Genomic DNA, 21688 nt, shown 5'->3' with positions numbered 1-21688 from the left:
ACGGGACGGCTCATTCCTCCTCGTCGATCTCCTTGCGCAGCAGTTGCTGGTTGTAGGCCGTGTTGAGCGCGTGTTCAGTGAGGGTGCCGATCAGACGGCTGGAGCTTTCGGATTTCAACACCGGGAGCTGTGACACGCCCTTGTCGGTCATGCGGTCCAGGGCGGTCTGCAGGGTGTCGCTGCCGGTCACGGTTTCCAGGCTGGTGGTGGCCAGGTCTTTGGCGATGACCAGCTGCAGCAGGTCTTCCTCGTAGAGCACAGGCCGGATGTCGCGGAAGGAGATGATGCCCGTGAGGTTGTCCTCTTCGTCCACCACGTGCAGGTAGGGCGCGTTGTGGGTCTTGAAGGCCCAGAGAATGCGTTCCAGGGTGGCGGATTCCGGGATCTTGATAATGTCCGTGGTCATGATTTCCTTGACCAGCATGTATTGCAGGATATTGCGTTCGCGTCCCGCCTCGATGTCGATGCCGCGTCGCAGCAGTTTGGTGGTGTAGATGGAGGCGCGGTTGATGGTCGAGTTGAGCACCGTGGCCGTGATGCAGGTGAGCATGAGCGGCAGGATGATGGAGTACTTGCCGGTCATTTCGAAGATGATCAGGATGGCGGTGATGGGCGCGTAGGTGGTGCCCGCCACCACGCCGCCCATGGCCACCAGGGCGTAGGCCCCCGGGTCGGCGGTGATGCCCGGGAACAGGGTGTGCACCAGGCTGCCGAACGCACCGCCGGTCATGGCGCCGATGAACAGGGAGGGCGCGAAGATGCCGCCCGAGCCGCCCGAACCCAGGGTGATGGACGAGGCCAGGATCTTGACCCAGATGAGGGTGAACAGCATCCAGAAGCCCATGTTGTTGGTCAGGGAGAGGTTCATGGCCCCGTAGCCCACGCCGAAGGACTGGGGGAAGAAAATGACGACGATGCCCAGCAGCGCGCCGCCGATGGCGGGCTTGAACCATTCGGGAACGATCTTGACCGCGTCGGAGGCGTCCTCGAAGGCATAGAGAATCTTGGTGAAGCTCAGGCCCACCAGGCCTGTGGCAATGCCCAGGAAGGGATAGAAACAGAATTCCCAGAGCGAGACCACGTTGTAATCCGGGATGACGAAGGCCGGGAAGTCGCCGAAGTAGTAGCGCGAGATGGATGTGGCCGTCACGGACGCCAGCACCACGGGCGAGAACGAGGTGACGCCCCAGTCGCCCACGATGATCTCCAGGGCGAAGAGCACGCCAGCAATGGGCGCGTTGAAGGTGGCGGCGATGCCTGCGGCGGCCCCGCAGCCGATCATGGTCTTCATGTGGATGGTGGGCACCTTGAAGAGCTGGCCGATGGACGAGCCGATGGACGAGCCGATCTGGACCATGGGGCCTTCTCGGCCCACGGAACCGCCCGAGCCGATGGTCACGGCCGAGGCGAAGATTTTGGCCGCAGCCACGCGCTTTCGGATCACGCCGGCGCGCAGGGCAATGGCCTGCATGACTTCGGGCACGCCGTGGCCCTTGGCCTCGCGGGCGAAGAAATGCACCACCAGCCCGACGATGAGCCCGCCTACGGCGGGCATGACGATTTTTGACCAGGTGGGCACTTCGGACGAATAGGCCAGGAAATCGCCCGCATGCTGGTAAAAGATCCATTGCATGGATTTGAGGACGAATTTGAAAAGGACGGCCCCGTACCCGGCAAGAACGCCGATGATGATGGCCAGCATGAGGTGGTTGAGGTTCTTGTTGCTGCGGATTCTGTCGGCAAACGATGACTTCGCGTCCTGCATACCAGTCCTGATGTTGCGGTTTCCGTTACGAAATATCCAAATTCGACGCAGAGTTCGGAGTTTGATTTCATTTGTATCGCGTTCGGTGGTTTATTGCAATGGCGTGCAGCCGAAACTTGAGAGGCGCGGCGAAAAGGGGTAGAGAGGGTTTCCGCATATTTCGAATGAACAAGGAGAAAACCGTGCCGAAATACAGCCTCAAGGAAATGACTCCCCAACCCGAGTTCGATCTTTGGTTTTATGCCGAACTGAGTGGCGAGACCCGTCTGGACCATACGCTGGTGGAGGAATTCGGGCCGCGATGGACCGCGTGGCTGAACAGCCTCCACGCCTTCCACGTCGAGAACCAGGAAGGCGCGGGCAGTTTCCTCCTGATCTATCTGGACAAGGACGTGGACGAGGAGATCGACCATATCTGGAACGACTCCCCGGCGTTCGGCCTTTCCTTCCACAACCTGGCCGTGTGCATGGTCATGACCGCGGCCAAAAGCCTGATCCCCGAGCTGGACGAAGGCAGATGCGCTCCGCTGCCCCGTGCGGGCGAGGGCGTCCGCGAGGCGGTCCGGGACCTGGGTATCGAGTGGAACGACCAGAATACCATCAACCGCAAGTTCGCGGTTTTCACCCCGTATCCCTACAGCGGCGGCTGCGAGATCTGCAGCATGAGCGGCTCCTGCCCCAACAGCACGCTTCAGCGTCAGCAGTAGCCAGCTGTCTCCGACTCCGAATCGACCGACCCCGCTGCGCCAACCGGTGCGGCGGGGTCTTTTTGCGCAGTCATTCGAATTGCATGCTGCGGCTTGTGCTGCCGGAAGAGCTTTTCGTTTTCGGGAAAACGGCTTACACTGGAAATAACTTTGTCCGATCATACTACCGGAGATATATCTATGACTTATACCGTGAAAGATCTGCTGCGCCTGGAGGTGGCTCCCGCCCTGGGCTGCACCGAGCCCGTGGCCGTGGCCCTGGCGGCGGCCGCTGCCGTGTCCCTGCTTCCGGCTCGCGATTTCAACTCCATCGACCTCTGGCTGGACCCCAACGTGTACAAGAACGGCCTGGCAGTCATGATTCCGGGCACGGGCGGCCTTTCCGGGCTTGACCTGGCAGGCGCCCTGGGCGCGGTGGGCGGCGATCCCACCCTGAAGCTGGAGGTGCTGAAGCCGCTGACCGCGGAGATGGTCCAGCAAGCCTCGGCGGCGGTGAAGGCGGGCAAGCTCAAGGTTCATCTGCTCAAGGACCAGGTGGGACTGCACGTGCAGGCCCGGATATCCGCCGGCGGCCACGTGGCCGAGGCCCTGATCCAGAGTCTGCATGACAACATCGTCAGCCTGGTGCTCGACGGCGAGAACGTGGACAGCCCGCTGATCAGCAAGGGGTGCGCCCCGGGCAAGACCGGGCTGGACGACCTGGAAGACTGGCTCAAGACCCTGGACCTGCACGACCTCATCTCCCTCACCGAAGACCTGGACGAAGAGGATTTCGCCTTTCTCCGGGAAGGGGTGGACGTGAACATGCGCCTGGCCGACGAAGGCCTCAGGTTCGGCCTGGGGCTGGGCGTGGGCAAGACCCTGGAACGCCTGGCGCGGCAACGGCTCATCAGGAAGGACATGATCCTGTCGGCGCGAATTCTGACTTCGGCCGCCTCGGACGCGCGCATGGGCGGGGCTCCGCTGCCGGCCATGAGCTCGGCGGGGTCCGGCAACCACGGGCTGACGGCCATCCTGCCCATTTGGGCCGTGAAGGATTACCTGGACGTGGACGAGACCACGGTGCTCAAGGCCATTGCCTTGTCCCACGTTATCACCGGGTACGTGAAGGCTTATACGGGCAGGCTTTCCGCCGTGTGCGGCTGTTCCGTGGCCGCCGGAGCCGGGGCCACCGCGGGCATCACCTACCTGCTCGGGGGCACGGCCCAGCATATTGCCGGGGCCATCAAGAACCTCACCGAGGACCTCGCGGGCATCATCTGCGACGGGGCAAAGGCCGGGTGCGCCCTGAAGCTGGCCACCGCCGCGGGAACCGCCGTCCAGGCAGCGCTTTTTTCCCTGCACGGGGTCAACGTGAACTTTACGGACGGCATTATCGGGCAGTCCCCGGAAGAGACCATGCGTAATGTGGGCACTTTGGCCAGCGAGGGCATGATCGAAACCGACCGCACCATCCTGAACATCATGCTGGAAAAGCAGTTCTCGGATGTCTGATGGCGGTTGATCAAGGAATTGGAAACGCCTGCCGGAGATTCCGGCAGGCGTTTTTTTACAGCTTGCGCTTGACGTAGATGACCGTGGCCACCCGGCGTATCTGGTCCAGCCTGGCCTGCTCCGTGTAGGCGGCCTGGTGACCGTTTACGTCCGGGTCCAGCCAGCCCTGCAGGGTCATGTGCTGTTCGTCCGCCCCCTGGAACAGTTTGATGGATGCGGTGTTGTCCATGCGCTCCACGTAAATGGCGTCGCCCTTTTCATAGCGGTCGTGCGGGTTGCAGAAACAGAGCTGCCCCTGGAGGATGCCCGCGGGGACCATGCTGTTGCCGATGGCCATGACGCAGAAGATGCCCGGCAGGTGCATGTCGCCGGGGCGCGAGGCCTTGATGGACAGGGGCGTGGATTTGGACCACCCCTGCAGCCCGCACTTGGCCAGCCCCAGGATGGGCACACCGCACTGCTGCGAATTGGGACCGGGTGCGTTCTGGTGGGACTGGGGCGTGACCCCGGCCAGGAGCCAGTCCAGGGAGCACTCCAGGGCTGAAGCCAGCCCGACGGCGTGATCTCCCTTGGGGAATTGGCCTGATTCATAGTTCTGGATCGTGGTTGTGCTTACCCCGACCTTCCTTGCCAGTTCCACCTGGGAGAGGCGCGCCCGCTGGCGCGCGGTCTTGACCCGCTGCCCGAGGAAATTGGTAGTTGTGCGGGAATCCTCGTGGTTCAACGACTGAAGCGAGCCAACAACGATTTTCCTGTGCTCCATGTGTTTTTCTCCTTTCTTTTGCTTGCAGGAGTATCCATAGCGGGTTATAGCACCGGTTATACGATAGCTTTTCTTGCATTCTATATTAAGAAAAGTCGTAAATGCGGCTTTGGTTACCAAACGAAACTCATAATAACTGTTAAACTATATACACGCAACGATTATGAGTGCAAGTAATACGATTGGTTTACATGCGGAATTAAATAAAATGAATGGAGGCGTGGCAGCGATGAGTCTCCAGGGAGAGGGCGGCGAATTCCGTTGCGCCGAGAACATACGGCAGGCCGTGGAGTGTGCCCTGCTGGATGTCGGTATCACGGCGGAGACGGTTGCCGGAGAAATTTCAAGGTTGGTGGGAGAGCGGGTCTCGCCGGAACAGGTGATGGAATGGTGCCGGGCCGGGACGGCCCGGGGCTCCATTCCCCTGGGCTATGTGGCGGCGCTTATGCGGGTGCTGGGAGATGATGATTCCATTGTTCGCGCGGCCGGGATCACCGGGGGCGGGAAGCTTCCGCTCCGGATCGGCCGTCAGCATCGCGGGCAGCCGGAGGCATATGGCTCCGCGACGGTCTCGACACGGCCCGAGCCCCATCTGGTGCGTGCCTGGATGTCCGCCAACAGGATTACGGTCAACGACATCGCGGCCGAGCTGGAGGTGACGCCCGTGGCCGTGCGTCGCTGGGTGCTGGGCTCCATGACCTCGGCCAAGGTCCGGAAGTGGTTTCTGGACCGGGGGTGTCCGGCGTGTTTCGTTGGGAAGCGGAGCGCCGGGGCGGGGGAAATGTAGTGCGTGCGGGAGGCAAAAAGGGAGCTGGCAAGTCCGAGAAAGGTCCGGAAGCGGAAAGAACAAAGATGGAAAAGGAACGATTGACGTTGGACGACATGAGCCGCGAGGAGTTGGTCGAGCTCATCGAGCGGCTCCAGTGGCGGACTTTCTACGAGGTGACCCAGGACGACCTGTGTCTGGTGCGTGTGCGGCTCATGCAGCGGCGGGCCGATGAAATGCTGTGCCAGGCCAATGATCAGCTGGTGCTTTCCCGTACCTGCAGCGCGGAATGGTGGGAGGCCCAGGCCAAGTTCGACCGGGCCATGGAGCTGCGCAAGGAGGCCCGGGATCTTTTCGCCTTTTTCGGCCTGAACGGGGATGAAATCTAGTCTTCGTTGATGAGCACCATGGGGATGTGGTCTTCCCAGACCTCGCCCACTTTCAGGTATTTTTTCCGCAGCCCCTCGGGCTTGAAGCCCAGTTTTTCCACCACGCGCAGGGAGCGCTTGTTGCGGGGCATGATGTTGGCCTCGATTCGGTGCAGCTTCTGGACTTCGAACATGTAGCGGATGGCTTCGCGCAGTGCCTCGGTGATGTACCCGTTGTTGGTGTGGGCCTCGTCCATCTGGTAGCCGAGCACGCAGGCCTGGAGTGCGGCCCGCCGGATGTTGAAGAAGTTGACCTTTCCCAGGGTGTCCGCCCGGTCCTTCTTGAAGATCCACAGCTCCAGCTGGCGTGCGTCCGCAATAACCTTTCGCACCGAGCGCAGCCGTTGGTATTGGCCTTTGAGGGTGAAGAAGTCCTCGGGGTAATCCGGCCCCCAGCCCGCGAGATGGTCCCGGTTCTTCAGGTAGAAATCCAGGGTCAGCTCCGCGAATTTCGGGGTGGCCTGCCTGAGCACGAGGCGTTCGGTTTCGAGGGTGAGCGGCATGGGCGGTGTTCCTTTGGAGGTTTCTGAGAGTATAGGGATATTTTCCGAGGGCTGACAAACAAAAAAAGGCCGGGCGCTTTCGCTACCCGGCCTTCTTGCTTGTATCGGACTACAGCTCGTTGGGAAGCTTCTGGAGCTCCGCGAAGCTGTATACCGGCCCGTCCACGCAGACGTAGGAAGAGCCGATGTTGCAGCGGCCGCACAGGCCGACGCCGCACTTCATGCGCTTTTCCAGCGTGGTGTAGATGTTTTCATCCTCGAAGCCGAGCTTTTTCAGGGCTTGCAGGGTGAACTTGATCATGATGGGCGGGCCGCAGGTAACGGCCACGGTGTTTTCCGGGCTGGGGGATTCCTCCAGCAGGATGTTGGGGATCAGGCCGACCTTGTGGTCCCAGCCGGGGGCTTCGTTGTCCACGGTGAGCACCAGGTTCATGTCCTTGGCCGCGGCCCATTCCTCGAACTCGTAGCTGTAGCTCAGGTCCTGGGGGGTGCGGGCGCCGTAGATGACCGTGATCTTGCCGTAGTCGTCGCGGTTGTCGATCATGTACAGCAGCAGGGTGCGCAGGGGCGCCATGCCGATGCCGCCGCCCACGATGACCACGTCCTTGCCCTTCATCTTTTCGTACGGGAACCAGTTGCCCAGCGGGGCGCGCACGCCGATCTCGTCGCCTTCCTGCAGGGCGTGCAGGCGCTGGGTCACTTCCCCGGCGGCCATGACGCTGAACTGCAGGTAGTCCATGCGGGTGGGCGTGGAGTTGATGACGAAGGTGGATTCACCGACGCCGAAGATCGAGAGCTGGCCCACCTGTCCGGGTTCGAACTTGAAGTCCTTCATGCGCTGCTCGTTGTTGAGCACCACGCGGAAGGTCTTGATGTTATGCGTTTCCTGAATGATTTCCTTAACGGTCGCCATTTCAGGGAGATAGGGATTCTTTATTTTAGTCATCTGCAGTTTCCTCCTCCGGGAGGCGGCATTCCTTAGCAGCGGTCACCACTTCGCGGATGTCGAGCGCCACGGGGCAGCTCTTGATGCACCTGCCGCAACCCACGCAGGCGATGTGGCCCTCGTGCATGTCCGGGAAGTAGCAGAACTTGTGCCCCACGCGGTTCTTGAGGCGGTGAGCCTTGGTCGGGCGCGGGTTGTGTCCGCTGGCCTCTTCCGTGAACAGTCGGGACATGCAGTTGTCCCAGGAACGGATGCGGCTGCCCTGGTTCCCCTGTTGTTCGTCGGTGATGTTGAAGCAGTGGCAGGTGGGGCACAGGTAGGTGCATGCGCCGCAGCTCAGGCATTTCGCCGCCTGCTTTTCCCAGAAGTCCATGTTGTCGAACAGGTTGTAGAGCTGTTCGGGCACGCATTTGAAGTCCGGGGCTTCCCGCAGGGATTCCCGGGCGGCCGCGAGCAGCTTTTCGGCTTCGGCGGTGTGCTCGCCCGTGGCTTCGGAGAGCAGCGGGCTGTCGAGCAGGGCAGCGCCCTTGTCCGTGACGGATTCCACCAGGTAGCCGCCGGTGATGGGCGTGAGCAGCACGTCGGAGCCGCCCTTGCCGTCCGGGGCACCGCCCACCCAGTTGCAGAAGCAGGTGGTTTCGGTCTTGGTGCAGGCCAGGGAGACAACCACGGCCTGCTCGCGGCGGGCCATGTAGTAGCTGTCTTTCACCGAACATTTGGTGAAGGCGTTGTCAAAGACATCGAAGCCGCGTGCGTCGCAGGGGCGGGAGCCGAAGATCAGGGTCGGTTCGGCGTCCACGGTTTCCTGGATGTCCACCGTGACCTTCTCCGGTTTTTCCGGATCTTTGCCGTACTTGAAGGAGACCAGTTCCTCGCAGGCCGGGAAGAGCACTCCCTTGGGGCCCTGGGTGGCCTGGCGGTCGATGCGCAGGGTGCGCTCGTCCGTGAGCGGCCGGAAGATGACGGCGTCGCCTTCCTCCACGGGCGCGATGACCTTGTAGGTCTTGCCCAGTTCCTTCAGCCAGGAGCCGAGATCGTCTTGTTTCAGATACTTGGCCATGGCGCTACCATTCCTTTTCCTTGATATTGTCTTCGTTGACCTTGAAGGCGAGCAGCGGAGGCGTTGCCCCGGCGTCGAGCCCTGCGTCGTAAGCGAAGGTGTTCTTGACCGCGCGGTTGAAGCTGCGCTTCAGCAGCAGCACCGGGATGTCCACCGGGCAGGCGCGTTCGCATTCGCCACAGTTGGTGCAGCGGCCGGCCATGTGGGTGGCGTGAATGATCTGGAACATGAACTTGTCGCGGATGCCGTCCTGCTGGCTGACCCAGTGCGGATCCCGGCTCTGGGCCACACAGTGGTCGCGGCAGACGCACAGGGGACAGGCGTTGCGGCAGGCGTAGCAGCGCAGGCAGCGGTCCATTTCCTTCATCCAGAAGTCGCGGCGTTCCTCAAAGGACTGGGATTCGAATTCCTTCAGGTCCTCGAAGGTGTCCTCTTCCACCTGGGGCGCGCGTTCCTCGCCCACGAAGTGGTCGGAGATCACGGCGTTGGGGAAGCGGCAGTAGCCGCACTTGTCGGCCCGCACGTCCTTGAGGAGCATCTCGTGGGGCTGGCCGTCGGCCGTGACCGTGAGCTTGCCGTTTTCGTATTTCACGTCCTCGACAAGGCCGGTGTTGCCCACGATTTCGCGGACCTTGGTCAGGTTGACCGTGCCCTGGCAGGCCATGCCGAAGATGACCACTTCGTCGCGGTTGACGAGCTTTTCCTGCAGCAGTTCCGCCACGGAACGGCTGTCGCAGCCCTTGACCACGATGCCGACCTTCTTGCCCTTGAGAGAGGGCAGGTAGGTGGCCAGGTTCTGTATGTTCAGCGGCCCCCAGACGAGCTTGTCCACGTCTTCGGGTTCGTACATGAACAGCGGGGTGGCGTGCAGGGCGTCAAAGCCCATGCCCCAGCCCATGACGAAGTCCAGCTCGGGGAGCGCCTTCTTGATTGTTTCTTTGAGTTGGTCGAGCATGAGGAACTCCTTAGGACTGTGCCGGTTCGAGTGCGGCCAGCCTGTCCAGGGAGACTTCCGGAACAGAGACCATGGGACCCAGCGCGTGGACCTGCTTGGTGAACTTGGTCACCACTTCCTGCCAGCGCTGGCCTTCCGAGGCCGAGACCCAGGTGTATTCGAACCGCTCCGGCTCGATGCCGAGCACGGAGATGACGTTTTTGAACACTTCCAGCCTGCGGCGCGCGTAGAAGTTGCCTTCCGCGTAGTGACAGTCGCGGGGGTGGCAGCCGGAAACCAGCACGCCGTCAGCCCCGTTCATGAACGCCTTGGCCACAAAGAGCGGGTCGATGCGACCCGAGCATGGGACGCGGATGACGCGCAGGTCCGTGGGTTGTTCGAACCGGGCGACCCCGGCGGTGTCGGCGCCCCCGTAAGAGCACCAGTTGCAAAGGAATCCTACGATTCTCAGTTCGCGTCCTTCTAGAACCGGCATAAGGCGTCAACCTCCGCGAGAATCTGGTTGTCGGTGAAGTGCTTGAGCTGCACCGCGCCCTGGGGGCAGGTGGCAGCGCAGAGACCGCAGCCCTGGCACACGGTTTCGAGAACCTCGGCCTTGATTTCGCCCCGGAATTCGGTCTGCTTGATGGCGCCGAAGGGGCAGGTCTGGGCGCATTTGCCGCAACCGATGCAGCGCTTGAGCTCCACCTGTGCGGTCTGCGGGTCGCTTTTCAGTTTTTCCTTGGAGAACAGGCCGATGATCTTGGCGGCGGCGGCGCTTCCCTGGCCCACGGACGCGGGAATGTCCTTGGGGCCCTGGCAGGCGCCGGCCAGGTACACGCCGGCGGTGTTGGTCTCCACGGGCTTGAGCTTGGGATGGCCTTCCATGAAGAAGCCGTAGGCATCGTAGGAGATGCGCAGCTTCTCGGCCAGCTGCGGGGAGTTCTTGGCCGATTCCACACCCACGGCCAGGACCACGAGGTCAGCCTTGACCTCCACCTGGGTGCCCATGAGCGTGTCCGCGCCGCGAACGATGAGCTGGCCTTCTCCATCCGGGTAGACCATGGCCACGCGGCCGCGGATGTACTGCGCGCCGTATTCCTCCATGGCCCGGCGGGTGAACTCGTCGTAGAGTTTGCCCGGGGAACGGATGTCCATGTAGAAGACATAGGACTCGGAGTTCGGCATGTGGTCCTTGGTCAGGATGGCCTGCTTGGCCGTGTACATGCAGCAGAAGCCCGAGCAGTAGGGACGTCCCACGGACTTGTCGCGGGAGCCCACGCACTGGATGAAGACCACCTTCTGGGGCTCCTTGCCGTCGGACGGACGCTTGACGTGCCCGCCGGTGGGACCGGAGGCCGAGAGCATGCGTTCGTACTGCAGGGAGGTGACCACGTCGGGATAGCGGCCTCCGCCGTATTCCTCGTAGACGGTCCAGTCGAACAGGTCATACCCGGTGGCGGCGATGATGCCCCCCACCTGCTCGGTGATGATCTCGTCCTTCTGGGTGAAGTCGATGGCGCCGGAAGGACAGATCTTGGCGCAGTTGCCGCACTTGTCCTTGGTCAGCTTGATGCAGTGGTCGGCCTGGATATAGGCCTTTTTGGGAATGGCCTGCGGGAACGGGATGTTGATGGCCCGTCCCGGGGCCAGGTATTCGTTGAAGGCGTCCGGGGCCTTGCGGCTGGGGCATTTTTCCACGCATTCGCCGCAGCCGGTGCACTTGTTCCAGTCCACGTAGGTGGCCTTTTTCCGGACCTGGACCTCGAAGTTGCCCACGTAGCCGGAGGTGCTTTCCACTTCCGAGTAGGCATAGAGGGTGATGTTCGGGTGCTGGGCGATCTCGACCATGCGGGGGCCGAGAATACAGCTCGAACAGTCCACGGTGGGGAATGTCTTGTCCAGCTTGGCCATCTTGCCGCCGATGGTGGATTCGCGCTCCACCATGATCACCTCGAGGCCGGCCTCGGCACAGTCCAGTGCCGCCTGGATGCCCGCGACGCCCCCGCCGATGACCAGCACGCGGCGGTTGATGTCGAACTCCTTGGGAGTGAGCGGGCGGTTGCGGCGCAGCTTTTCAACCGCGATGCGCACCAGGTCCGTGGCCTTGTTGGTGTTGGCCTCGCGGTCCTTGCCGATCCAGGAGACGTGCTCGCGGATGTTGGCCATTTCGAACATGTAGGGGTTCAGGCCCGCGCGTTCCAGGGTCTTGCGGAAGGTGGGCTCGTGCATGCGCGGGGTGCAGGATGCGACCACCACGCCGTCGAGCCTGTGTTCCTTGATGGCCTCGATGATGCCGTCCTGTCCCGGCTCGGAACAGGCGTACATGGTATCGGTGGCAAAGCTCACCTCGGGGAAGTCGAGAGCAGCCTCGGCAACCGTCTTGGTATCCACCGTGCCTTCAATGTTGCTGCCGCAGTGGCAGACAAAAACTCCGATTTTCATTGTGTGACTCCCGCGGTTTTATGCCGCGTCCTCTTTCTTGGCGATGCCGTTCAGTGCGGGCATGGGGTCCACGCACAGCTTATCCAGGCCGAGTTGCGCCTGGGGCAGGCCCATGGCCCAGCCGAGGAGCTGGGTGTAGTAGAAGACCGGCAGCTTGTAGCTGGTCTTGTTGGCCTGGTTCACCTGGCCCTGCCTGAGGTCCAGGTTCATCTGGCACAGGGGGCAGGCCGTGACCACGGCGTCCGCGCCGAGCTGTGCGGCCATGTCCAGCAGCTTGCCGGAAAGCTTCATTACCAGGTCCTTGCGGGCCACGCCGTGGGATGCGCCGCAACACTCGGTCTTGAGCGGGAAGGGCAGCACTTCGGCGCCGGCGGCCTTCATGAGCTCGTCCATGCTGATGGGGTTCTCTTCGCTGTCGAACTCCATGAGTTTGGGGGGACGGGTCAGGATGCAGCCGTAGTAGGTGACCACCTTGAGTCCCTTGAGGGGCTTGAGGATCTTGTCCTTGAGTCCCTCGGGGCCCAGGTCTTCAAAGAGGATCTGCAGCACGGACTTGACGTCCGGCACTTCGTTGATGGGCTCGTCCAGGAGCTTGTTGACCTTAGCCTTGAAATCATCGCTGTGGGCGATGTGCCGGCCCGCGTTCTTCAGGTTGGTCAGGCAGCTGGGGCAGGGGGTGAGCACGCAGTCTTCCCCCATGTCGGCGGCCAGGGCCAGGTTGCGCCCGGAAAGGGCGGCCGAAAGAACGTGGTCGCAGGCGTGAGCCGGAGTGGAACCGCAACAGCTCCAGTCCGGGATTTCCTTGAGTTCGATGTCCAGCGCCTCGCACAGGCCGCGAGTGGATGCTTCGTATTCCATGGAAGTACCCTGGCCCGAACAGCCCGGATAGTATGCATAGGAGAGCTTGCTCATTATTTGTTCTCCTCTTCAAAACGCTTGAAAATGCGGGCGATGGCGTCCTTGCCCTTGATATCGTGAGGCCTCAGCGACATTTTTCCTTTGGGCAGCATCTTGGGGCCCAGGTCCATGTCGGTCCAGAAACGACCGGTCTTGCAGACGTAATCGACCATGAGGCCGATTTCGAACACGCGGCCGTGCTTGCGCACCGAATCCAGGAAGGAATCGAAGAATGCCTTGACCCGGCGTTCCTTGACGAAGCCCTCGCGGCGGGCGATGTGCCGCAGAACATCCATGACGCAGGCCACGTCGATGTTGTTCGGACAGCGGGTTGTGCAGGAGGTGCAGGAAGCACAGAGCCAGATGGAGGAGCTTTCGAGCACGGCCTTCTTCTGGCCGGTCTGTACGAGCCGCATCACCCTGCTGACGGGAATGTCGAAGCCAAAGGTGTACGGACAGCTCGCGGTACAGTTGCCGCACTGGTAGCACTGCGACAGGACCTGTCCGCTTTCTTCCATCACCTTTTCCATGAATGTTCTGTCGACGGTGTCGGTGAGATTGACTGTTTGCATATCAATTCCCAACGGTCTCCCCTAGGGGAGCCTTTTGGACGTTTGGCGTGCCATGGGCACAGTGGATAGAGATATTGGGGGATGCTTCAGCCTCAGAAAACAATGTCTCTCCGGCGGAGATCTCCTGCTTGGGGTGCAGGAAATCGCCCGTATATATCATACGGACGGTAAGAGTCATACACTTACCTGTCCATAGTATCAAGTGAGATTTTCAACATCATGAAATCCCTTGGCGGCAGCGGTTTCCCACCTTTCCTCTCTCGGTTCCGGGTGTTTTGACGATATTTTCACGCCCCTAAGATTGTGAAATTTATCTCAAACGTATACGTGCGAAATAAAGCGTGGGCATTGCTGCCACGCCATGACTCGGGGCCCCTTGTACTGTGTTCCCCGGAATGTTCCAAGGCGACCCTCAATAATTTACTGAGCAATATATCCCGGTTTTGAAGAAAAGCAAGGGGGTACAGCTAGGGGGAAAGTTTCTTTTGCCAAAAAAAGACCGGAAAAGGCGCAATTCACGGTGGGGTTGAGGGTCTTTTATTGGCTTTATCTTCTGATGTTACAAGAAAAATGTGTTTCTCTGAATAAGCGTTTAAGATTTGGAAATAGTTTGTGGGCATGAAAAAGGCGAACCGCTTGGTTCGCCTTCCTGTTTTTCGGACTTATGCCGCGTTTTTGGGAAGCAGGCCGGTTTTTTCTCCCCATTCCAGGGCGGCCTCGCGAAGACGCTTGTTGTTGAAATGGGTGCCGATGTCCTGCGGGGTCTGCTTGACGGTCTTGCAGGACAGGCAGAGCTTGGGAGGGGTGTCGGTGTTGACCTTTTCCCGGGCGTGAACCCGCGCCGGATGGTTCCACATCTCTTTGAAGGACGTTTCATTGAGGTTGCCGCAACCGCCTCCGCCGCCGCAGCAGAGGTTGCATCGCCCGTCCGGGCGGATGAACAGGTTGCGCCAGGGCTCGTGACAGAGCTCGCTGCTTCGGTCGAAGACATGTTCGGGGGAGGGCTCTGCGGAAAAGAGCGGCGGCAATTCCAGCAGAACGCCGTGCCGCATGGCCGCTTCGGTTGCGGCCTGCATGTATTCGTCGCTCATGTCCTGATAGAAATAGAGGGATTCGGGAATGGACTCCTCGTTCTGGACACCCATGTAGCTGACATAGATGTTTTTCACACCGAGTTCCGAAGCCATGACCACCAGCCGGGGAAGTTCCGCGATGTTCTTGCGCATGGCCACGAATCCGAGCTGTACCTCGGGAAATTCCAGTCCCCGTTCCACCTTGGTCTGGTAAAGCTGGGCTATGTTTCTTATGACTTTGAAGAAATTTCCGCCGCGAATGGCCTTGTAGGTGCTGTTCTTTGCGGCATCCAGGCTTATTTTGAGCCGTTTCAGGCCGTGGGTCATGAGCATGTCCCGCCGTCTTTCGTCGAGCAGCGCGCCGTTGCTGACCATCCACAGGTCGCAGCCGGCTTCGCTGCCCATGGACAGCAGGCTTTCCAGATGCCGGTACATGAGGGGTTCCCCGCCCGTGATGAACAGGGTGCGCACAAAGGGAAGCACGTGCCGGATCTTTTCCAGCAGCTCCGGTGACATTTCCGGTTTTTCCCTGGCCTTCCATTCATTGCACATGATGCATTTATAGTTGCAGACCTGCAGGGGCATGAGCGTTATCTGTTCAGGGTAGCTCATGACCTGGCCGGTGGATTGGGTGGCCATCATCTTGTTGGTGATGCTGTTTACCCGTTTTATTTCTTCCAGGCTTGGCATGGGATGCTCCTTGTGCGTGAAAAATCTTCTTGCCGGGCGACCAATGCACGATGCGTGCCGCCTGCCAGGTTATGCCTTCTGCGCCTGCAAAGCGTGGCACACGGGTTGCAAACGTCTTTGCCAACTGAAAGGAATCGTCAATTCTTCGACCCTGTGGTTTTTCATACATAGGAGTGTGTGCATGGCCCCGGCAAGCAAGCCCGATAAACGACCCGTCTTCATGATGCTGACCTCCCCGGCCCACCCGGTGGATGTCTTTCTACTTAGCCTCAGGACCTTGGAGCAACACACGAATCTTTCCAGGTTCAAGGCCGTGTATATCTGCTGCAACCACGTGGGGCCGGACCGCAAGTTGATCTGCGACAATTTTGCCCGCAGGAATCCCAACGCCCAGATTCTGCATTGCAGCCCGGTGGGGCACCATCCCTGCGTTCCCCTGTTCATCAATTCCATTGTGGAGGAGCACTGGGGGCATCCGATCATCAAGACCGATGACGACATGTTCTTCACCCCCGGCTGGCTCGAGAAGGTCATGGAGCAATATGCGGCCACGCGCCATGAAAAGGACGTGGCCTTTGTTGCGCCGCTGGTGCCCATCAATACCATGGGAATCCAGCCGCTTATCCCGTTTATGATGCAGCGGTACGGCTCCACCATGGGAGACGCCCTGGTCAGGGCCGGACATATCGGGAGCAATGAGAAGTTGCATGATGTGATCTGGGACAGCGTGCTCAACGACAATCTCATCGAACGGTTCGTGAGTGGGCTTGATGATCCTGTTTTCGAGTTCTCCGGACCCAAGGCGCATATCAGTATCAACTGCGTGTGCTTTGACGACCGTCTGGCCGAGAAATACCATCCCCTGCCGCTCAATGAGGCCTGGTTTCTGGACCAGGAAAAGTGTTTCGACGAATCCATGATGAACCGGGTCATGAACGAGCACGGCATGAAGGGCTATGTGGTGCAGGACGCCATCGTGCACCATTATTGCTTCAACAGGCTCAAGGAATTCATGTTCTATAACTACCCCCTCGACCGGGTGCGTGAATTTGTCATGAACGCCAGGAATTACGACGCCTGTGGGCGTTTGAGGGAAAAGGCGGTGTAGTTGGGAACGGCATAGCCGTCGCCAGAAAATTTTGGAAAGGAGAGCGCGAGAGGGAAACCTTTTTAAAAGGTTTCCCTCTTTTTTTTTGAGGGGCTGGAGATTTATAAAATGAGTATAGAGTGCGTATATAGGAATGTAATTGTCTTTAGTTGATCGACGAATTATGATTGCCTTCATTTGGAGGTGTAAATGGTTAGCTACTGGGAGAAGAGGTGTGTCTTTGTGGATGAAGCTGGAGATACCAGTATCGAAATCGGCAAATCAGGTGTCAGTAATTATTATGTTTTGACTGCTGCTATTTTTAAGGAAGAGGATGTTGAAGATTCTGAGAATACAATAAGGGAACTTTCTGAAAAATATTTTGGTGGAGCTGAGCTTAAATCTTCACGAATAGGGAAAAATACAAGAAGAAGAGAAGATATCCTTAAAAGTATCGCTAAGTTTAACTTTAGTTATTGTTCTGTTGTGGTTGATAAGAGCAAGATTTTTATGGATTCTGGGTTAAGGTTCAAGAAATCATTTTATAAGTACATTAATGGCTGTTTGTATAAACAGATTTGTAAACCTTTGGCCAGCGTTGAAATAAATTCAGATAAACATGGTTACAAAGAGTTTATGAATGGATTTGAAAAATATTTAAAGCGAAATTTTGAAAATAATTTAATTCAAAATTTAAAATTCAATTATGTAGATAGTAAAGATAGTCAATGCGTCCAGATGGCAGATATTATCTCTGGGACATATTTAAGAGTATTTGAGGGGAAAGAAGATAAAAGGATACTTGATTTTTTAAGAAATAAGAGAATTTATACTTACTCTTGGCCGCCGCAATGCTTTGATCCTTTAGATATATCAAAACTTGATGGGGATCAATTTACAGATCAAATAATTAGTGATTTATGTCTTGGTAAGGCTCTTAATTATATTAATAATTATTCTGACAACAGTGACGATGATACGCGGCTAAAGGTTGAAACGTTGGTTTACTTGCTTGATAATTACAAAACTAGCTCTGAGCACAGTTATATATACTCTGACATGATTATTGAACATTTATCATCGATAGGATTTCCAGAGATAACAAAACGAAAATTGATGTCCAGTGTTATCGCTGAATTGAGAGATGTTGGAGTGATAATTGCCAGTAATTCGAAAGGGTATAAGATCCCAAATTCAAGGTACGATCTTATAGAGTTTGTTAAGACTGTTGAGAATATTGTGGTTCCATATCTTAAACGGTTAAAAATCGCTAGAGATGATGTGCTACTGGCAAGCAATAATACGTTTGATGTCGTTCAAGAAGATCTTTTTCCGCATCTAAAAAGGTATATATCAAGTGAAGAAGTGTGAGAATGAGGGGGAGGGACATAATCCCTCCCCCTCTTATTAGGTCTTATTACACTTCGGAGCGTTCGGCCTTGAGCGCGCCGAGCAGCGCCTCGTCAAGGGACGGGTGCGGGAAGATGGTCTTGTGGATGTCGTCCACGGTCCAGCCTTCCTGCACGATCATGGTGGCGGGAGTTGTCAGCCGGGAGACGTCGAAGCCCACGGCCGTGACGCCCACCACGGTATCCCCGGACCAGACAACCTTCACGAAACCCTGGGTGGATGCGTGGGCCTGGGCCATGGGGTTGCCCGCCAGCGGGAACTTGGAGATCCGCACGGGCCTGCCCGCTTCCGAGAGCTCCGAAGGCATGACGCCCACACGCATGGCCTCGGGCGATCCGTAGAGCACGGACGGCACCGGCCCGGACTGGTAGGGACCGTCCACCCTGCCCGCGATGCATTTCACCACGTAGGCGGCCTGGTGGCTGGCGGCGTGGGCCAGCTGGATGATGCCGTTGACGTCGCCGACGGCATAGACGTTGGGGGCGGCCTGCAGGTTTTCGTCCACCTGGATGAAGCCGCGCTCCAGCTTCACGCCCGCCTTTTCGGCTTCCAACCCTTCGGTGACCGGGCCGCGGCCGACGGCCACAAGGGCCTTTTCCGCCTCGATGACTTCGCCGCCCTCAAGGGTGAGCACGGCGCGGCCGTTTTCGGTCTTCACGGATTCGACGCGCACGCCCAGGCGCATGTCCCATTTCCAGCGTTTGAAAATGGACTGGAGCGCCTTGGAAACCTCCGGATCCTCGGCCGGGGCCACCCGGTCCATGGCGTCGATGACATGGATCTTGGCGCCGAGCCGGTGCGCGGCCTGGGCCATTTCCAGGCCGATGAAGCCCGCGCCGATGACGATGAGGGATTCGGGCATCTTTTCCAGGGCCAGGAAGCCGTTGGAGTCCATGACCGCCTCGCCCTCGGGCTCCAGGCCCGGGAAGAAGATGGGCCTGGACCCGGTGGCAATGATCAGGTGCCTGTATTCCAGGGAGGCCAGTTCCTCGCCGGCCACCTTGACGATGCCCGGGGCCGCGATCATGGCCGAGCCGGGATAGAGATCCACGCCCAGGGTCTTGAGCTTCTGGGCCATGGCCTTGCGCGTGCCGCCGACAAGCTTGTCCTTGCGGTCCTGCAGGGCCGGGAAGTCGATGTCGATGTGGCCGGAGGCGATTTTCATCTTGGCCTGCGCGGCCAGCTCCTCCACGGCGGCGGTTGCGCCGAGGATGACCTTGGTGGGGATACACCCCCTGTTCAGGCAGGTGCCGCCCAGGTCGGCCTTTTCCACCAAAGCGGTCTTGAGCCCGGCTTCGGCGGCTTCGCAGGCGGCGTCGTAGCCGCCCGGTCCCGCGCCGATGACAACGATGTCGTACGTCATTTGCCCATGTCCTCTGTGAGCACCATGCCGCGTGCGGCAAGGGTTTCGTCCAGCCTGGTCACCGGAAGCGTCACCGGGGCCCGTTGCAGGGTCTCCGGATCGGTGTCGGTCATTTCGGCGATGGCGATGAGGTCGTCCACGAAGCAGTCAAGGGTGGCCTTGTTCTCGGTTTCCGTGGGCTCGACCATGATGCACTCCTTGACGATGAGCGGGAAGTAGATCGTGGGGGCGTGGTGGCCCATGTCCAGCAGCGCCTTGGCAACGTCCAGGGCGTGGACGCCCTTTTCGGCCTGGCGCACCGCGCTGGCCACGAACTCGTGCATGCAGGTGCGGTTGTAGGGGATCTCGAAATGGTCTTCGAGGCGCTTGCGCATGTAGTTGGCGCTCAGCACCGCGTTTTCCGTGGCGCGGGTCAGGCCGGCGCCGCCCAGGCGCAGGATGTAGGCGTAGGCCTTCAGGTACACGCCGAAGTTGCCGTAGAACGGGGCCACGTAGCCGATGGACTTGGGATAGTCGTAATCCAGGAAGAACTGGCCGTCCTCGAGTTTCTGCACCCGGGAGATGGGCAGGTAGGGCTCCACTCGCTTGGAAACGCCCACCGGGCCGGAGCCGGGACCGCCGCCGCCGTGCGGGGTGGCAAAGGTCTTGTGCAGGTTGAGGTGCACGATGTCGAAGCCCGCGTCGCCCACGCGCATCTTGCCCATGATGGCGTTGAGGTTGGCGCCGTCGTAGTAGAGCAGGGCGTCCACTTCGCGCAGCATCCTCACGATCTCGGGCAGGTTCTTTTCAAACAGGCCCAGGGTGTTGGGACAGGTCATCATCATGCCCGCCACCTGGTCGTCCAGCACCGCGCGCAGGGCTTCCGGGTCCACGATGCCGTCGCGGGACTCGATGGAAACCACCTCGTAGCCGGCGATGGCTGCCGAGGCAGGGTTGGTGCCATGGGCCGAGTCGGGAACGATGATCTTGGTTTTCTTGTTGCCCTTGTCCTTGTGGTAGGCGGCCATGAGCATCACGCCGGTGAGCTCGCCGTGCGCACCCGCCATGGGATGCAGGGTGTAGGCGTGCATGCCCGTGATCTCGCAGAGCAGGCGTTCGGTCTCATGCATGACCTCCAGCGCGCCCTGGCACAGGCCCCCCGCGCCCTGGAGCTGGGGCAGCACCGGATGCAGCCGGGTGAACCCGGGCATGGCGGCCACCACCTCGGTGAACTTGGGGTTGTACTTCATGGTGCAGGAGCCGAGCGGATAGAAGTTGCCGTCCACGCCGAAGTTGCGCTGGGAGAGCTTGGTGAAGTGGCGCACCACGTCCAGCTCGCCCGCGGAGGGCAGGCCTATCTCGCCGTCGCGCAGCAGTTCCTTGGGAATATAGGTCTCTTCCGCCTTGCCGTCGCAGGGCCAGCAGCCTTCGCGTCCGGCCACGGATTGTTCGAATATGGTTTTCATCGCAGCGCCCCCTTGATCATCTCGGTCAGGATGCCGATCTGTTCCTCGCTGGTCTTTTCGGTGCAGGCCACCAGCAGGCCGTTTTCCAGTCCCTCGTAGTAGCGTCCCAGCGGGAAGCCCGGCACATAGCCGCGTTCCGTGAGCCTGGTGATGATTTCAAAGGCGTTCACCGGCAGGGTCACGGCGAATTCGTTGCCGAAGGGGCCGTCCGTGAGCATTTCCACGCCGTCGATGGCCGTGAGTTTTTCCGCGCACAGGTGCGCCCGCTCCACGGAGAGACGCGCCGCCCGCTTGAGGCCCATTTCGCCCAGGGCGCACATGTGCACCAAGGCGCGCAGGGCGCAGAGCGACTGGTTGGAGCAGATGTTGGAAGTGGCCTTTTGGCGGCGGATGTGCTGTTCGCGCGCCTGCAGGGTCAGCACGTAGCCGGTGCGGCCTTCCTTGTCCTGGGTGCGGCCCACGATGCGGCCGGGGATCTGGCGGACCATGTTCTGGGTGCAGGTCATGATGCCCAGGTACGGGCCGCCGAAGGAAAGGGGCAGGCCCAGGCTCTGGCCTTCGGCCACGGCAATGTCCGCGCCCATCTGGCCCGGGGTCTTGAGCAGGGTCTGGAGCACCGGGTAGCAGGAGATGATGCCCACAGCCTTTTTTTCATGGGCGGCGGCGAACAGATCGGTGAAGTCGTTGATGGAGCCGAAGAAGTTCGGGTTCTGGACCATGACCGCAGCGGTGGTGTCGTCCAGGGCCGCCTTGATGCCCTCGATGTCGGTTTTGCCGTTCTTGTGCGGCACGGTGACGAGTTCGATGTTCAGGTTCGAGGTGTAGGAGGCGAGCATGACCCGGTAGATGGGGTTCAGGGCTTCGCTGACCACCACCTTGCGGCGCTTGGTCTTGCGCACGGCCATCATCAGCGCCTCGTAGAGCGCGGTGCCGCCGTCGTAGACCGAGGCGTTGGAGCAGTCCATGTCCAGCAGCCTGGTGACCGATGTCTGGTATTCGAAGATGGCCTGCAGGGTGCCCTGGCTGGCCTCGGGCTGGTAGGGGGTGTAGGCCGTGTAGAATTCGCCGCGCATGGTCAGCGCGTCCACGGCTGCAGGTATATAATGATCATAGAAGCCTGCGCCCAGGAAGCTGATGCGGTCCGTGGCGTTCTTTGCCGCCATGCCTTCCAGCTTGGCAAGCACTTCCATTTCGCTCAGGCCTTCGGGGACGTCGAAACTTTGCGGCCGCATGTCCTCGGTGATTTCGGCAAAGAGATCTTCCACTGAGCCGACGCCGATGGTGGCCAGCATTTCCCGGACTTCGTCCGGAGTGTGCGGAACATAGGGCATTGCGTTTCC

General features: G+C 59.7%; 20 protein-coding genes. 6 read left to right on the top strand and 14 right to left on the bottom strand.

Translation table 11 applies throughout. The features are described from left to right. Positions 1-10: 10 nt before the first annotated feature. The gene (locus FGL65_RS14220) at positions 11-1765 is read right to left on the bottom strand and encodes a chloride channel protein (protein ID WP_147821938.1); all 1755 of its coding nucleotides are present in this window, start codon (positions 1763-1765) and stop codon (positions 11-13) included. 182 nt (positions 1766-1947) lie between these two features. Here FGL65_RS14220 and FGL65_RS14215 point away from each other — a divergent pair, with 182 nt between their 5' ends. Continuing rightward, positions 1948-2472: a hypothetical protein gene (locus FGL65_RS14215; RefSeq protein WP_147821937.1), complete on the top strand. Its 525-nt coding sequence runs from the start codon at positions 1948-1950 to the stop codon at positions 2470-2472. 180 nt (positions 2473-2652) lie between these two features. After that, the gene (locus FGL65_RS14210; RefSeq protein WP_147821936.1) at positions 2653-3966 is read left to right on the top strand and encodes an L-cysteine desulfidase family protein; all 1314 of its coding nucleotides are present in this window, start codon (positions 2653-2655) and stop codon (positions 3964-3966) included. 55 nt (positions 3967-4021) lie between these two features. On the opposite strand, the gene FGL65_RS18400 is transcribed toward FGL65_RS14210, so the two are convergent. Continuing rightward, entirely contained in the window at positions 4022-4729 is a 708-nt protein-coding gene (locus tag FGL65_RS18400; RefSeq protein WP_222705769.1) for a LexA family transcriptional regulator, read from the bottom strand. A gap of 229 nt (positions 4730-4958) precedes the next feature. On the opposite strand from FGL65_RS18400, the gene FGL65_RS14200 reads away from it, so the two are divergent. Beyond that, complete coding sequence (locus tag FGL65_RS14200) at positions 4959-5516, top strand: hypothetical protein (protein ID WP_147821935.1); 558 nt, start codon at positions 4959-4961, stop codon at positions 5514-5516. 65 nt (positions 5517-5581) lie between these two features. After that, the gene (locus FGL65_RS14195) at positions 5582-5884 is read left to right on the top strand and encodes a hypothetical protein (RefSeq protein WP_147821934.1); all 303 of its coding nucleotides are present in this window, start codon (positions 5582-5584) and stop codon (positions 5882-5884) included. Here the strand turns inward: FGL65_RS14195 and FGL65_RS14190 are convergent. The 9 genes from FGL65_RS14190 to FGL65_RS14150 form a co-directional block, all read right to left on the bottom strand. After that, complete coding sequence (locus tag FGL65_RS14190; RefSeq protein ID WP_147821933.1) at positions 5881-6426, bottom strand: GNAT family N-acetyltransferase; 546 nt, start codon at positions 6424-6426, stop codon at positions 5881-5883. The two genes, FGL65_RS14195 and FGL65_RS14190, sit on opposite strands and share 4 nt — an antisense overlap. A 109-nt stretch (positions 6427-6535) precedes the next feature. Beyond that, the gene (locus tag FGL65_RS14185) at positions 6536-7372 is read right to left on the bottom strand and encodes an FAD/NAD(P)-binding protein (protein ID WP_147821932.1); all 837 of its coding nucleotides are present in this window, start codon (positions 7370-7372) and stop codon (positions 6536-6538) included. Continuing rightward, positions 7365-8432, bottom strand: coding sequence for a 4Fe-4S dicluster domain-containing protein (locus FGL65_RS14180; protein ID WP_147821931.1), 1068 nt, complete (start codon positions 8430-8432; stop codon positions 7365-7367). The genes FGL65_RS14185 and FGL65_RS14180 overlap by 8 nt, the downstream gene beginning before the upstream one ends. Before the next feature lie 4 nt (positions 8433-8436). Beyond that, positions 8437-9387, bottom strand: coding sequence for a 4Fe-4S dicluster domain-containing protein (locus FGL65_RS14175; protein WP_147821930.1), 951 nt, complete (start codon positions 9385-9387; stop codon positions 8437-8439). A gap of 10 nt (positions 9388-9397) precedes the next feature. Next, positions 9398-9862 (bottom strand): hydrogenase iron-sulfur subunit, encoded by a 465-nt coding sequence (locus FGL65_RS14170; protein WP_147821929.1) that lies wholly within the window; start codon positions 9860-9862, stop codon positions 9398-9400. Then, a complete protein-coding gene (locus FGL65_RS14165; RefSeq protein ID WP_147821928.1) occupies positions 9850-11811 on the bottom strand; it encodes a CoB--CoM heterodisulfide reductase iron-sulfur subunit A family protein in 1962 nt (653 codons plus the stop codon). The genes FGL65_RS14170 and FGL65_RS14165 overlap by 13 nt, the downstream gene beginning before the upstream one ends. Positions 11812-11829: 18 nt before the next feature. Beyond that, positions 11830-12723 (bottom strand): CoB--CoM heterodisulfide reductase iron-sulfur subunit B family protein, encoded by an 894-nt coding sequence (locus FGL65_RS14160; protein WP_147821927.1) that lies wholly within the window; start codon positions 12721-12723, stop codon positions 11830-11832. Beyond that, complete coding sequence (locus FGL65_RS14155; RefSeq protein ID WP_147821926.1) at positions 12723-13280, bottom strand: 4Fe-4S dicluster domain-containing protein; 558 nt, start codon at positions 13278-13280, stop codon at positions 12723-12725. Before FGL65_RS14155 ends, FGL65_RS14160 begins: the two co-directional genes overlap by 1 nt. A gap of 662 nt (positions 13281-13942) precedes the next feature. Continuing rightward, positions 13943-15043 carry a radical SAM protein gene (locus FGL65_RS14150; protein WP_147821925.1) on the bottom strand — a complete coding sequence of 367 codons (1101 nt, stop codon included), beginning with the start codon at positions 15041-15043 and terminating at the stop codon, positions 13943-13945. A gap of 181 nt (positions 15044-15224) precedes the next feature. Here FGL65_RS14150 and FGL65_RS14145 point away from each other — a divergent pair, with 181 nt between their 5' ends. After that, positions 15225-16151: a hypothetical protein gene (locus tag FGL65_RS14145; protein ID WP_147821924.1), complete on the top strand. Its 927-nt coding sequence runs from the start codon at positions 15225-15227 to the stop codon at positions 16149-16151. 189 nt (positions 16152-16340) lie between these two features. Beyond that, positions 16341-17501, top strand: a complete 1161-nt coding sequence (locus FGL65_RS14140) for a DUF3800 domain-containing protein (RefSeq protein ID WP_147821923.1) — start codon at positions 16341-16343, stop codon at positions 17499-17501. Between the two features lie 46 nt (positions 17502-17547). Here FGL65_RS14140 and lpdA read toward each other — a convergent pair whose 3' ends face one another. Genes lpdA through gcvPA form a run of 3 tightly spaced genes read right to left on the bottom strand, consistent with a single transcriptional unit; the run spans position 17548 to position 21679 of the window. Then, the gene (lpdA, locus tag FGL65_RS14135; protein ID WP_147821922.1) at positions 17548-18903 is read right to left on the bottom strand and encodes a dihydrolipoyl dehydrogenase; all 1356 of its coding nucleotides are present in this window, start codon (positions 18901-18903) and stop codon (positions 17548-17550) included. After that, positions 18900-20348: an aminomethyl-transferring glycine dehydrogenase subunit GcvPB gene (gene gcvPB, locus FGL65_RS14130; protein WP_147821921.1), complete on the bottom strand. Its 1449-nt coding sequence runs from the start codon at positions 20346-20348 to the stop codon at positions 18900-18902. Before gcvPB ends, lpdA begins: the two co-directional genes overlap by 4 nt. Then, positions 20345-21679: an aminomethyl-transferring glycine dehydrogenase subunit GcvPA gene (gene gcvPA, locus FGL65_RS14125; protein WP_147821920.1), complete on the bottom strand. Its 1335-nt coding sequence runs from the start codon at positions 21677-21679 to the stop codon at positions 20345-20347. The genes gcvPB and gcvPA overlap by 4 nt, the downstream gene beginning before the upstream one ends. Positions 21680-21688: the final 9 nt, after the last annotated feature.

The organism is Salidesulfovibrio onnuriiensis (genome assembly GCF_008001235.1).
GTDB lineage: Bacteria > Desulfobacterota > Desulfovibrionia > Desulfovibrionales > Desulfovibrionaceae > Pseudodesulfovibrio > Pseudodesulfovibrio onnuriiensis.
The sequence above is the reverse complement of the archived record's forward strand: the minus strand, read 5'-3'. Positions and strand labels throughout refer to the sequence as shown.